This window comes from Nonomuraea sp. 10N515B (assembly GCF_052245915.1).
GTDB lineage: Bacteria > Actinomycetota > Actinomycetes > Streptosporangiales > Streptosporangiaceae > Nonomuraea.
This window is the reverse complement of sequence record NZ_JBQQBQ010000096.1, coordinates 1-13,568: the sequence shown is the minus strand read 5'-3', so window position 1 is coordinate 13,568 and position 13,568 is coordinate 1. Positions and strand designations below refer to the sequence as shown.

The window sequence follows — 13,568 nt, the reverse complement described above, 5'->3', positions numbered from 1 at the left end:
CCCCTTGATGACGCCAAGGCACGCCGTTCTTGTAAGGGTGGCCAAGGCGCGGAAGATCTCGAGCCGGTTGATCGCTCGTTCCACGACGTTGCGCTTGGTGTAGTGCCCGGGGTCAAAGCCGGGCGGGCACCGCGTCGGCCTCGGGGCGACGGTTGGCGCGCTCGTCCTTCGGCTCAGTGATGGTGTGGCGGATCTTGCGGCGGCGTAGAAACTGCCGGTTGCCGCGGGAGGAGTACGCCTTATCGATGTCAGGCTGTCAGGGGTGTGCGGCCGGCCAACGCCGCACGCGGCACCCTGATCTTCTCCAGGACGGGCCGGAACTGCGGACTGTCGCCGTACTGGCCCGGTGCGCCGGATCTTGACCGAGGACGCGCTCCAGCCGTGGAAACACCAGTCGTGGATCTTCATCCGCGACCCGCTTGGCCGCCAAGGCAAGGCCGCCCGGCAGACCAGTTGGTAGCCGACCACGGGAACCGGTGTTCTTGTTGGAAGCTTCAGGAACTCCCATCATCCCAGGTCGCGGAACACCTCCTCCTCATTTACCGCTTTCTCGATAGCACTCACGCCTGGATCTGGGCTGAGCCAAGCCGAGAGTCGAGCGTGGAAGCGGTCAGCGCGTCCGAGGTGAGTCGGAAGGCGAGGAGTGGGACCCGCCGAGGCGGGCACCACTCCTCAGGAGGACGACGATGGCCGGTATGGGCTAAGGCCGGCAGAGGCCGGCGGGCGAACTCGTCGTGCCCCGGTTCCTCAGCCAGGTGTTGGCGGTGCCGAGCGTGCCTCCCCCCGTGGTCTCGTCGTGGCAATCGAACGCCGCATTGAGCCTCGCCGCATTGAACCTGATCACGTTCCCCGAATTACCGGTCCCGTTATCGATATGGATGCCGTCCTGTCCGTTCCTCGCCACATTGTTGCGTGCGATCAGAGAGTTCGTGAGTGAGCCGGTCTCGGCAACGATCCCATCCTCAATCATACCGTTGACCCTGTTGAGCGCGATGTTCACGCCCGTGGCCGTGGTGGTTGCTGCTGGGAAGGTGAAGGTCCTGATCCCCCGCCGGGCGTCCGTGATCACGTTGCGCGAGACCAACATACCCGTTGTCGGCGCCGCTACATCGTTTCCGATGAAGATGGCCGAGGCCGCCAGCGCGGGCGAGGCCGAGGCGTTGCCATTGATACTATTGCCGCTGATCGTTGAGTCGACGGCACCGGTGAGAGCCGCGAACGTCTCGCTTTCCCGCGACACATTGCCGAAGATGCGCACATCTCTGACGCCGCCGAACAAGACGATGTCCCCGGCCTCAGTGGCGGGCGCCACATGAACCGTCCCGAAGAACAAGTTATCGCGAATGTGTACGTTTTCGATCCCCACGCTGGAGGTGATGGCATTGCCATTCGCAGCCGCGGCGTTCCGGTGGAAGCAGCTCGTCGTGACGGTGGTGAGTGCGTCACCGTCGGTGTGGAGCTGGATCCCGAACCTGTTCAGGAGCAGGGTATTCCTTATGAAGAGATGCCCGGCCGTCGTAGGAGCCGTCTGGATCCCCGTGTCCGCATCGGTGATGGTGAAGCCCCGGATGCTGACGTTCTCAGCGGTCACGTTGAATCCAGTCCCGGCGAAGGCCCCGGGAGGATTGACGATCGTGTCCTGGGACGGGTCGGGGGTCAGCGTCCCGAAGCACCTTCCAATCGTGGTGTTGAACCCCCGAAGAGTGATCGACTTGTCCACCGTGACGGATTCGGCGTACGTTCCCGGGCACACCACGATTGTGTCCCCCGCAACGGCAGCCACCACTGCGGCTGCGATGGACGTATAGCCGGCGTTGGCACAGCTCGTGCCAGGCGGTGTCGGCGTCGCTTCGTTCACGTTTACCCAGTGGACCGTCTGCGCCGCGGCCGGTGTGGCCGTCAGCGCTGCCACGCTGGTGACCATTGCCAGAATCACCAGGTAGGCCGATGCTGCGCGCTTAATTTGAATCATCAACTCCCTCACATTCAATAGGATTCATCCCGTGTAGGCTCTCGAAAACCGGAGTCTCAGCTATCGCGGCAAAAGAGTAGATTGCCCGAAATTCGCTAAGGGAGCCTCCAGATCAGAGCCGATATATCTTCTATGCCACGTCCCGCCGTCCTTGTCACACCGAATCGTCTCCTTGTGAGGTAATTTGATCTAATCATGGTCACCTCATGCATGAGTTTCGCTATTTCTTGGCGCCAGTCGGTCATTTGGCCGAGATGCTCGGATTGGCGGGTGAATGCCCAGATTGGCCGGGAGTCTTCGGATTGCGAGGGATTCGTGAGTCAATCTCGCCCATTGGGCTTGATTAGCCCAGATAATTCACGCTGCGACCGTGTCAGCTGAACCGATCGGCGTGGCGAAGTTTCTACCTGATCGTCCCTTTCGAGGTGTCCTGCAGGGCAGCCCAGCCGACCGAGGCGCTCGGGCAGCGTGTTCGTGCTGGTCGGTCAGGTACCAGAGCGCGCACAAGCCCCTCCAGCAGACCAGGAAGGCGTTCTTTCAACAGCCAGGTGGCGCTGATCCTCAGGATCCGCCGGCGGGCATGGCGGACCCGCCGGGTGGGCAGGTGCCACAAGCAGTAACGGAGGGCCCGCGGCTCTGCATGCCGACAACATCTTTCACCGCGAGGAGCCCGACACGATGATGGCGTACTGTTCACGGCCTTCTTGCCGTCTGTCAGCAGAGACGACCGAGAAGGTGAGCGCGCAGGTGCGGTCCTGGCACCTGCACATGCGAATCAACAGCACCACGGCCGACCTCACACGCATGATTCTCCGGGCCTGGAAGGCCCGGCGGGCGATGTGCAATGTGGTCGCTCGGCAGCCGAAGTACTTCGCGCACTGGGGTAAAGCCGGCCACCAGATGGCCAGAACGACAAGAGCCGTATGACGGGAGACTCACTCATCCCACACGGGCTTAATGTCTATTAAAAGGAGGATATCTGTATCGAGCAAGACCCACACCGGTGAGAGCGGCGATAACCCGCTTCGTCCGCTGTGAGAGTTCCGTCCGCCACGCATTGTCCAGCGCAAGCGATTCCAATCCCGTTCGGTTGCGCATGGGGTTGCCGGCAATGCTGTGGCTTCTGGGCAGCTCGACGGAGTTCTCCCCATGGAACGGCAACTCCTCGACCCCTTTTGATTCACCGGCGAAGGCTATGATTCGTTGCAGAGTCGTCCGCGGGCGAGCGATGAAGTCTTCATAGCGTAGGAGCATTTTTGGTTCGCCAAGAAGACCTAGGGCATCCAGTGTGAGATTGAGGCACATCCATTCGGTCGCGGTCCGGGTCGGCGGTTGTCGCGTCAGGAGCCCGTTGCCATAGCCAGGATTCCTGACTATTTTTGTATGCGAGTAACAGACTCCGTAGCTTGACCGCACAAGATGAACCATCCGCAGGTTTATATCAGCGATGTGGCGGATCATATAGGCCGCTGCGGGCGTTTTTGAGGAGTCCACGACGACATTGCAGCCACTCACGGTGCGGATCGCCTGATACACCGAACTCATTATTTCGCTATATTTTGTCAGCTTGCGCCGGAATGCGGGCGCGGCTTTCGGCATAATCAATAGCGGAAGATATCGTGTGCGCACTATACTATTGTGCAGCTCCAACACCTCGTCGATATCGACATGCCCCCATCCGCCGAACGCCTCTTTTCCGACATTTCTCCAAAAGTCGCAATCAAGGAACCGGAGTCCACACCCGCACATTTCGTTGCGCTGAACTCCGTGATCCCACAGGCGAAACAGCTCGCCGACCGAGAAAAATCCGGGAACGGTGCCCAGTGTGCGAGATATCAGTGTACTTCCGCTACGGCCGAGTCCCGCGATAAAGATAATCGGTACTCTCGTCTTTTCAGCCACAGAATCCTCTATTACTTAACGACACCGGGACGCTCAGCCAGTAGGAGCAAGCAGACGAATGTCGCATAGCGCCGTCGCGGAGCCGGTTCGCATAGGCCTCTGGGGGGGTGACTGAGATGATTGCGTTGATCAGTCCCGCCGCAGCTTTCTCCACCCTTGACAGGCGAACACGTCATTCGTGGTAATTGATGCTGCTATTATGGCATGCACCAAGGCCAGATCCACTAATCGCCGGGCAAATCATCTCATACTGACGCTTTTATCGAACATTACCAAATGCTCAAATCGGACGATCCATCAATGATCCCTCTCGTTTGGCCGGTGGTACTGGCATTGACCAGCGCACCCCTGATCGGCAGTCGTGGACGCGGCGGAACGTGCGCACGGTCTTGTCTGACGGCCCAAGATTTTGCAGATCTCCATGTGAGACCGGCGGGGTGGCGCTGTTGGTGCCCTGGTCTGGGTGCCATTCGAGCACGGACGAGCAGAACCTCAAGGTGTGACTGCCAATGTGGCCGTGATGAGAGTTCGGGCCTTGATGTGTCCGACGCGATCCCCGTCATGGTGACGTTCATGTCGACAGGGCCGGACATCCGGTCACCGTATGATCCTGAGGCGCTGCGTGCGCCCGATACCAGAGTTCGAGCTGCAGGAGAGTCCAAATACGCAGGCTGTGGTCGGCGCCGCCGATGTGGCGCTGGAGAAGATTGCGTACCACGGCCGGGCGGAACAGTCCCCTGCCACGTGCAGTTGCGTCGGTCAGGACGTCGAAGGCCAATTCGCGGAGTTCCCCGCGCAACCACGAGGCAAGCGGCACTCCGAATCCCTGCTTGGGGTAGTCCAGTATTTCCTTGGGCAGCCACGGGCTGACCGCTCGTTTGAGCAGCAGCTTGGTATTACCGTTGCGGACCTTCAGACCAACAGGGAGGCCTGCCGCCCACTCCATGAGGCGGTGGTCCAGAAGCGGCGATCGGGCCTCCAGTGAGTTGGCCATCGATGTGATGTCCACCTTCACAAGCAAGTCACCAGGAAGATAGGTGGAGACGTCGACGTCGAGGATGCGGCCGAGATCGGTCAGCGCCCGTGACCGCTTGAAAGCTTCCTCGAACAGCTGGTAGCTGTCCGTCTCCGCCAGCAGGCCGCGGAGTTCGTCACTGTAGATCTCGGACTTCCACCTGGGCGTGAAGGAGGACATCAGGCGGGCGTACCGCTGTGAGGGGCGTTCCCCAGCAAACTGCATCAGGCGCCCGAGTCGTCGGGACAGGGAACCGGCGTCGCTTCGCTCCGCGACCAGGTCGCCGACGCGCGCGAATGTCGCGCCGACCGCGCGAGGCATGCCGGGAATCCATCTGGCCTTTCCCATCAGGATGTAGCGCTGGTATCCGCCGAAACCCTCATCACCACCGTCGCCGTTGAGAACGACTGTGACGTGCTGCCGGCTCAGCTGCGCGACGTAGAAGCTAGGGATGGCCGAGGAATCCGCGAACGGCTCGTCGAAGTGCCAGGCGATGCGCGGCAGAACGTCAAGCAGACGAGAGGTGACCACGAATTCGTGGTGGTCGGTGCCGTAGCGGTCGGCGACAATCCGCGCCTTGTGGCGCTCGTCGTACTGGCTCTCCTCGAAGCCTACGCAGAACGTCTTGACCGGTTGGGAGCTCTGCATAGCCATGGCGGCCACCACTGTGGACGAGTCGATTCCCCCGGACAGGAACGCTCCGATGGGGCGCTCGCTCACCATGCGGATGCGCGTCGCCTCCAGCAGGAGTTCGCGCAGCCGCTCCTCCTCTTCGGCCACGTCCGTCACTTGTCGCGGAGTGCCGTCCAACTCCCAGTATCGGCGTACAGTCACCTCGCCGCGCTCCCAGATCAGCAGGTGCCCAGGTGGAAGCTTGTGAACGCGCTTATAGATGGACCAAGGCGCGGGGACGTATTGATACGTTAGGTAGTGGTGCAGCGCTACCGGGTCCACGTCGCGGCGCAGCCGATGATCCCGCTCCAAGGACTTGAGCTCCGAAGCGAACCATATCGAGTCCTCCTCTGAGCGCCAGTACAGCGGCTTCTTCCCAACCCGATCACGCGCGAGGAGCAAACGCCCACGCTTGCGATCCCAGACCGCGAAGGCGAACATCCCCCTGAGGTGGTGGACCATGTCAGTGTCGTACTGCTCGTAAAGGTGGACGAGGCACTCGGAGTCACCTGTCCCCCGCAGCCGGTGTCCTTGCTCGGCCAGGTCCTGCCGTAGGTCGGTGAAGTTGTAGATCTCGCCGTTGAACACAGCGACGATCTGTTCGTCCTCGTTGTAGACAGGCTGATCGCCGGTGGCCACATCGACAATCGCGAGCCTGCGCATGCCGAGCGCCGCGTGTTCGTCGAAATGGAACCCCTTGCCGTCAGGCCCTCTGTGCTCGATCACCTCACACATGCGGCGGACGAGATCTGGGTCAGGCAGAGAGGTCGACACCATTCCGGCTATGCCGCACATGTATCCTCCCGGAAACTTCGGAACGGCTTCACGGACTCCCGGTAATGAATTCCACGCCGGGGTCCTTTCAGACACGCGCACGTGCCTGGGCTGCGTAGGAGACAGTGAACTCTGGATCGTCGACGGTCCGGTAGGACTTCGTCGCCAATGGATACGGCGCCGGGAGCAGGTCGTTGTCAGGCCAGTCCCTTTGCCGGGTCGTCATTTCGGAGCGGAGTGGTGTTTCCCGTTGATCGCGGAAAACGATCTTCGTGGTTCCGATACCTGCGGGTGCAGACTTCGGAAGCCACGCTAGATTCGGTCAGGACAGGCCGAGGAAGGATCCATCGTCGTGCCACTCACCGGCTTTTGACTCACCGCAGGTGCGGCGAAGACATACTCGTTGCAGCCCAGACGACCCTTGCAGGTTCTGAGGAAGCGCAGCTCGAAGCCGCGCTCCCTAAGGAATTCGAAGACCGCTTCAGGCGCGGCCACCTCGAAGGGAAACCCCCCGATCCAGTCGACCAAGTCGTGCCGCGCCGACATGCCTCGTTGCCGGATTTGGTCACGTGACTGGGACTGGCCGCCGGCCCGCAGCAACGCCCCAACGGCGGTGCGCGAAGAGAAATATGCCCTGCCACCAAGGAGGAGCATCCTCCGCATCACCGGACCGGAATGAACATACTGGCGCTTCACCAACCACCAGAGTCGACTGATCGGGCCTTGATCATTATATATGGCTATATACAATGATCCTTCGGGCGCGACCAGCGCAGAGGCGGCCTCGATCGCACGCCACATGGCACCCGTGTGGTGCAGGACACCCCATGCATAGACGATGTCGTAGGTTCCTAGGCTCTGAACGTACGCCTCGTCGATAACCGATCCCTGCTCTACTGTCCAGTCACTGTCCGGCGCGTACTTCTGGCGTATCTCAATGCAAGCGGCGACGGAAGCCGGATCGTAGTCGAAGGCGTGGACTTTCGCTCCCATACGGTTCGCGGCCAGCGAGAACAGGCCGCTTCCGCAACCGACATCCAGGAAGGTCTGCCCCGTCAAGTCAGTTCGTCCGAGGGCAGCAGCAAGCGATTCCGCAGCGTGCTCGATCCGCTCATCGTGCACTACTTCGATAAAGCTCAGCCAGTTGTCGCCAAAAGCAAATCGATCACTTTCGGTCGCCTCTGCGGATCCCCCTGGCATCACTAACCTCCCAATATGGCCAAGAAAATCTGATAGCGACTTTGTGGTACGTCAAGAATGTCCATCAAGCGCCGAATGGACACATTCTTTCCCAGACAACATCCCGGTCACTAGCAGAATAACAATAGGAACTGTACGATATGCCCTCATCGGTGTCTGCATGACACGCCGCACAGTTGCCAGTCGATAGCGAATACAGAGGTATGCCGCCGGCTTGCACGCTCTACGCGGCACGCCCTGGACGCTTAGTCCAGTTCAATCCGTGGTGTCAAGATCTTACCAATTGTGCCACCGTGAAGATTGAGCTAAAGCCGCCATCTAACAAAGTTTCGGTAGTTGTGCACCGACGGATCTATTCGATGAGCAGGTCCGTGACATTCGGTCGGACCGTTGGAAGCCCCGCCGGTGAGGTGCTGGACGAGCAAAGTCCTAAGCCGGGTTAGTAGTCGTAGGCGATCACTGAGCCATTTCCAACCTTACGGCCCTGGTCAGCGAGGCTTCACGCATTGCGGTTGCGGATGAGAGGAGGCTCCCGATAAGACAGCAGCGACCAAGATCCGATGCCTCAACCGGGGGCCTCGTTGCTGTCTTACCGTGCCTCGATTCCACCGTCCAGCCACACGTTGATCCGCCTGGCCGAGCTCATCCGCACTCGGCGTATCGAACCCCGCTCCCGGTGGCGAGCGTTAGACCCCGCCCAACAAGCCCTGCTGGTCATGGCCCACCAGCGCAATGGCGACACCTGTGCCCACTTGGCCAACGGCTTCGCCATCGGCACCACCACGGCCTGGCGCCACATCCGCGGAGCCGTTGATCTCCTGGCTATCCTGGCCGACGACGTGCGTATCGCAGTCGAGCGCGCATCCCGGCTGGCCCACACCATCCTGGACGGCGCTGTCATCCCCATGGATCACCTCGCCACGGCATCGTTACCGGCCCTGGCTGTCGCGCGGACAGCGGGACGTCAACCGCGCCCACGCCCGTATCAGAGCCATCGGTGAACGTGCAGTCGCGACCTTGAAGGACTGGAAGGTGTTGACCAAACTGCGCTGTTGCCCGCATCACGCGACCGCGCTCGTGCACGCGATCCTGGTGCGGGCCTCGCAGCCGTCGCCAAGTTGGCTTCGTGACGAGTGAACTTGGAACACGACGCCGTCGAGCAGCTTGACGACGGGGCTGGCGGCGAGCGTCGGGGCGGCTGACCGAATACCTCGTTTCCGCCTCGAGCGGTCGGAAACGAGGTATTCAAGCCCTTATTCGCTCATTCTTCGAAGTCGAAGGTCCGGGAGAAGAACCCGAACTGGAGGGTGAAGTTGTCTACATAGCTGACGAATCGGTCAGCCGGTAGGGCGAATCCGACTAGAAGCCTAATGCCACCCAGGCCGGAAGGGTTCACGATCCTGGCATTGGGATGCAGGGCCACGTAATCGGAAAGAGGTTGTGTGGCAATTCCTGGACCCGCGAAGCTGGGGGCGAACGTGACGGCGTCCAGGCCGTACCAGCAGTCGTCCAATGTAGCCTCCCAAGTCTGCCACGTCGTGAGCGCTGTGGCGGGCTGGTCCGCGCAGGTAGGTCCGCCGCTGCCGGGACTCTGGAACGGAGGCTCGAAGAACAGGAGGTCCTCGGCAACGAGGTCACCGTTCGTGTCGACATGCAGGATGAGATAGGGGAATTGCTGAGCGTTGTTGGAGAGCACGAACGTGGAGTAGGAGAGGTCTCTCAGGTTGGCCAGCCTCTGCCCACGGAACGCGGTGTTCCTGAACTCGGCCGATCCGTCGCCCTGAGTTCCCGTCGTTAGGTGTGCACTTCCGGTGCCTATGGGTGTCGGGTTCGGGCCTCTGACGAACCCCGCTGCACCGTCCCCAGATGTGATACGAATGAACCAACTGAAATCGCCGTTGCTGTTGACTATCCGCCTCGGTTGTGCCTGGGCCGGGCTGGTCGCGAACAACGCCACCGACAGCAACGCGACAACTGATATGAGTTTGCGCATGGCCTTACCTCCCCAACTTCTCCTTCACGGCATTCTCGTGTCTCGGCAGGCCTCAGATCCCCTGGACGGCGTTTAACTACTTCGTGCCATTCCGTGCGATGTACAGAGCAGGAGATATGCCTGCATCTTTCGGAGCTGGCTGCCGGATGTCCAAGTCTTGCGTTTATCGTGGTCACGAGAATCGTCGATTAATCCTCTGAATCGGCCAACAGGCCGTATCGCGGATCGCCAAACAGGCCATACCGCGCGAATGGACTCTAGCCTGTGGCAACCCGTAACTTCAGGGGGAATTATTAAAGACGCCGCAAATCATTTCCCCTGATATCTTGGCCGAGGGCCGCCGGCGCCATATCATCGGCCCGTAGCCATATATTGACGCCGCGCCAACGCACGTCCCGCCAGCCAGGCCACGTACGCCCGCCCCTCGATATACCTGTTAAGGATTTGAGACAGTTGCCTGCTTTTTGGGCACTGTGATCGCTTTTGGGTCGGTGGGTTCCAAGCGGCCGTAGGAAGCGGTGGCGGGGCCGGTGGATGCCGAATCGCCTTGAGGTTGGGCCCCGTAGGCCGTCGCCAGCGTCTCGACCGCTTGGCCTGGACTTGCTCGGCGGTGCCGAAGTAGAACGAGCCCGGGGTGTGCAATCCCAACCCGGAATGGCGATGGTCGTGCCGGTGGTGGTCGAAGAAGTCCGTGCAGAAGGTCCGGTGCGTGCTCCAGAGCAGGGCAGGGGCCTGAGCGTTCTCGATTGGTGAGACCAGAGTGAGTTGGACGATGGTCGATAAGGGACCCAATGCTCAAACAGCCGACCTCGTCACCGACCCGAACGACCTGCCCGCGCCGGTCGAGGTCGTGGACGCGCCGCCCGCCCCGCGCAGTCGCCGGGGACGCCGCTATCGGCTGGGCTCGCTGCCAGCCTCAGTCCTGACCGCCGTACTCAGCGGGACCACCTCCCTGGCAGCGGCCACCCAGTTCATCAGCGGATACGACCCAGCCTGCCCGCCAGATCGTCGCCGCCGGCGGCCAGCACCGTTCATTGTCAACCGCAACCAGGCCAGGCCACGCTGCACCGCCACCTCAAGTGCGGCCCGGCGGCAGGCCCGCTCAACCACCGCACCGATCAGCAGATAGGCAACACCACGATCCTCCCCATCCATGCCGTCACCGGTCTTCCCACGGACCGACCAGGCCAGCCACGCTCAACTCGCCGCACGGATCCGACGGCCACTGGGCCATCAAGGCACTGCACCACCTCCGCGACGACACCTATCGCGAAGGACGACTCGAAGATCCGCCCTGGCACCGCTCCTCGTATCATGGCCGGCCAGAATCTGGCCACCGGGTTGGCGTGCCCGATCGCCCGCCCGAAGAAATTCAAGCCGTGCTCCAGATCTGGCAGAACATGGCAGCATGATCATTTAAAGGACGGAAGGTGGGGCGACCGCGACAACGCTGAAAACCCGAGGTGGCCACACGGTGCGAGGACCGTGCGATTCAAATCTTAGTAGCGAGTGCACAGAGTTGAGGCTGCTTGAACCGCATTCGTTGATAGAAGGCGGAGGCGGGACTGCCAGGAATTCCGGCGGCAACTCGCGCTAGGTATCGAAGGTTTACGTTCATCACCCCGGGCCACCTGGGAGCCTGATAGAAACCGAAGTGCACCGTCTCGATCGTCTTTATCCTAAAGCCGTGATTCTCGATGGTCATCGCGAAGGTGGTCTCGTTGAACGTGCGCACGTGCTGATATTGATGGAAGCGTGAATCGCAGAAGGGGCAATAGACCTTCGAGGACGCATCGAAGTCCTCGTCGTTTGGCGTGGTCAGGAAGATCCAACCGCCAGGCCTCGTGACATCCCGCAGATTCGCGAAGAATTCTCCTTCCTCCTTCGGAGTCACGTGCTCCACGGTCTCCAGGCAGGTGACGAGACTGAACAGGCGACCGAAATAGGAGGCGTTGGGATCGTCGACCACACCTGCGCCACGCCACCCGCGTCTTCCACCTAGAAGATCATTAGCGGCCTGGACGGAAGCCGCCGACCAGTCGCAGCCCCAGCATTCAGCACCCGCTCGTACAATCTCGCCGGCGAGCGCTCCCGCACCACATCCGTAGTCCAGTACATCTCTTTTGAGAAAGCCACGACGGCGAAGGTATCGGACGACACCGCGCCCAACCTCCTCGGAGAATGTCGGCCCCCGGTTCTTTTGCTGATACCAGTGGTCCCAGAACGCCTTCACTCGTTCTGGCGTCCAGCGTTCGGGTTCAACCATGTTCGTAGGCACTCTAACTCCCTATGAGTCGCCTGTTGACTCATCGCCGGTCAACGGTAACCCGTGCGAGCTTCTCCCTATCTGTGGCACGACGCCACTTTCCTATAATTGGTCTCCTCTTTTGATGGGTACAACCGGTCGTGTCCTAGGAGGCCACTGTTGGTCCTGCCGGCTGTTCTCGTCGGCGGAGAGAACGACGGCCGCATCCGACAGCATCGTGGGGTTGCCGCTCAGACCCCACAGGGCCCGGTCTCGACGACGCTGCCGGGCGCTGCCTGCGCAGGCGCCTGCGGGACACGTTCGGTCCGCTGTTCACCGGCGAGGATTCCTCTACCTGTTTCCGCAGTGTGACCAGCCGCCATGGCCGCCTCACCAGTTCGCGATCGTCTCGGTGTTTGAGTTCTTGGAGGATCTCCGATCGCCAAGGCCGCAGCGGGCTCGCGCCGGCCCACATCGGCTAAAGGTATCTGCTCGAGCTGGACCCATCCGGGGTTTGACCACTTGGTCACTACCCCAGCCATCAACCTCATCCGCACGGATGCATGGCTGCGCCCAGGTTCCTCTGGTCAGGGCCGAATTCTCGCCGTTACGAGGTTCGCGCCTATTCAGGACGTGACGATCCTGCTGGTTAACTCGCGACACGCGGCTGTAGGTTCGTGACCTGAGTCTTTGACGTCCGGGATCATGCGGTGCGCGGCCGGGGTTTCCCCCTCCTCCCGGTCGTGGATGGAGTGGTCGGTGTCGATGCAGCCCCGGTCCTGGCCGGAACCGGACCCGGTGATCGCGGCGGCGATCCGGTCGATGTATCGCGGCAAGCGGCAGCCGCCGCTTCCCGTCCGGATGCGGGATGAGCTGGGCGAGCTGTTCGCCGACGCGGAGTTCGCCGCAGCGTTTGGGACCGGGGGCAAGCCAGGCTGGTCACCGGGTCGGCTGGCGTTGATCACGGTGTTGCAACGGGTGGAGAACCTGACCGACCGGCAGGCCGCCGAGGCCGTGCGAGCGGACTTGAGCTGGAAGTACGCCTTGGGGCTGGCGTTGGATGATCCCGGGTTCGACGCGAGCGTGCTGAGTGAGTTCCGGACTCGGGTGGTCGCCCACGGTTTGGAGGAGAAGGCGCTGGACCTGCTGCTGGCCAAGCTCGTCAAGAAGGGCCTGATCGGGGCGGGAGGCAAGCAGCGTACCGACTCCACCCACGTGATCAGTGCGGTCCGGGACCTGAACCGGCTGGAGTTGGCCGGGGAATGTGTCCGCGCAGCGTTGGAGGCGATCTCGGCTGCCGATCCCGGCTGGACGAGCAGGGTCCTTGAGCTTCCTGGATGGGCCGAACGCTACCGCGCCCGCATCGACTCCTGGCGGCTGCCGGCATCGGAGACCAAACGCGATGAGCTTGCGCGTGCCTATGGCGCGGACGGCTATGCGCTGGTGGAAGCGGTGTATGCATCGTTCTCTCCGGCGTGGTTACGGAATCTGCCCGCGGTGCAGGCGCTGCGAGTGATGTTGATCCAGAACTATGTGCGCGTCACCGACCGCAAGGGACGGGAGGTGGTCTGTCGGCGGCGGCCCCTCGAAGACGGCGGAGAGGGACTGCCGCCGGGCAGAGTGCGGCTGACCTCCCCTTACGATGTCGACGCCCGGTAGGCGGCCAAGGGTGACGGCGGTCATGAGAAGCTCCCCATAGGCGGCCAGATACCGCCCCAGTGATGGCCACGGGATTCCCCACGTGCGGCCAGATACCTCCCCGCTTGATCGCGATCATTCCCGGTCGGCGAGAGTC

The 13,568-nt window shown here is 61.7% G+C and carries 8 protein-coding genes and 2 pseudogenes; 3 read left to right on the top strand and 7 right to left on the bottom strand.

Annotation, left to right across the window (positions count from 1 at the left end; all coding sequences use genetic code 11):
• Nucleotides 1–36 precede the first annotated feature (36 nt).
• The 5 genes and pseudogenes from ACTWQA_RS54795 to ACTWQA_RS54775 form a co-directional block, all read right to left on the bottom strand.
• Nucleotides 37–377 (bottom strand): annotated as a pseudogene (locus ACTWQA_RS54795) (transposase); the annotation flags it as partial.
• 323 nt (nucleotides 378–700) lie between these two features.
• Nucleotides 701–1,984, bottom strand: coding sequence for a hypothetical protein (locus tag ACTWQA_RS54790; RefSeq protein WP_443166745.1), 1,284 nt, complete (start codon nucleotides 1,982–1,984; stop codon nucleotides 701–703).
• Nucleotides 1,985–2,926: 942 nt separating this feature from the next.
• Nucleotides 2,927–3,874: a sulfotransferase gene (locus ACTWQA_RS54785; protein ID WP_443166744.1), complete on the bottom strand. Its 948-nt coding sequence runs from the start codon at nucleotides 3,872–3,874 to the stop codon at nucleotides 2,927–2,929.
• Nucleotides 3,875–4,445: 571 nt separating this feature from the next.
• A complete protein-coding gene (gene asnB, locus ACTWQA_RS54780; protein WP_443166743.1) occupies nucleotides 4,446–6,356 on the bottom strand; it encodes an asparagine synthase (glutamine-hydrolyzing) in 1,911 nt (636 codons plus the stop codon).
• 291 nt (nucleotides 6,357–6,647) lie between these two features.
• A complete protein-coding gene (locus tag ACTWQA_RS54775) occupies nucleotides 6,648–7,535 on the bottom strand; it encodes a class I SAM-dependent methyltransferase (protein ID WP_443166742.1) in 888 nt (295 codons plus the stop codon).
• Between the two features lie 581 nt (nucleotides 7,536–8,116).
• On the opposite strand from ACTWQA_RS54775, the pseudogene ACTWQA_RS54770 reads away from it, so the two are divergent.
• Nucleotides 8,117–8,672: pseudogene (locus ACTWQA_RS54770) on the top strand (helix-turn-helix domain-containing protein).
• A gap of 124 nt (nucleotides 8,673–8,796) precedes the next feature.
• Here ACTWQA_RS54770 and ACTWQA_RS54765 read toward each other — a convergent pair.
• Nucleotides 8,797–9,528 carry a hypothetical protein gene (locus tag ACTWQA_RS54765; protein WP_443166741.1) on the bottom strand — a complete coding sequence of 244 codons (732 nt, stop codon included), beginning with the start codon at nucleotides 9,526–9,528 and terminating at the stop codon, nucleotides 8,797–8,799.
• A gap of 772 nt (nucleotides 9,529–10,300) precedes the next feature.
• On the opposite strand from ACTWQA_RS54765, the gene ACTWQA_RS54760 reads away from it, so the two are divergent.
• Nucleotides 10,301–10,657 carry a hypothetical protein gene (locus ACTWQA_RS54760; protein WP_443166740.1) on the top strand — a complete coding sequence of 119 codons (357 nt, stop codon included), beginning with the start codon at nucleotides 10,301–10,303 and terminating at the stop codon, nucleotides 10,655–10,657.
• 363 nt (nucleotides 10,658–11,020) lie between these two features.
• Here the strand turns inward: ACTWQA_RS54760 and ACTWQA_RS54755 are convergent, their stop codons facing one another.
• On the bottom strand, nucleotides 11,021–11,794 hold the full coding sequence (locus ACTWQA_RS54755) for a class I SAM-dependent methyltransferase (protein WP_443166739.1): 774 nt from the start codon (nucleotides 11,792–11,794) through the stop codon (nucleotides 11,021–11,023).
• A gap of 726 nt (nucleotides 11,795–12,520) precedes the next feature.
• Between ACTWQA_RS54755 and ACTWQA_RS54750 the strand changes: the two genes are divergently transcribed.
• On the top strand, nucleotides 12,521–13,432 hold the full coding sequence (locus ACTWQA_RS54750; protein WP_443166738.1) for a transposase: 912 nt from the start codon (nucleotides 12,521–12,523) through the stop codon (nucleotides 13,430–13,432).
• Nucleotides 13,433–13,568: the final 136 nt, after the last annotated feature.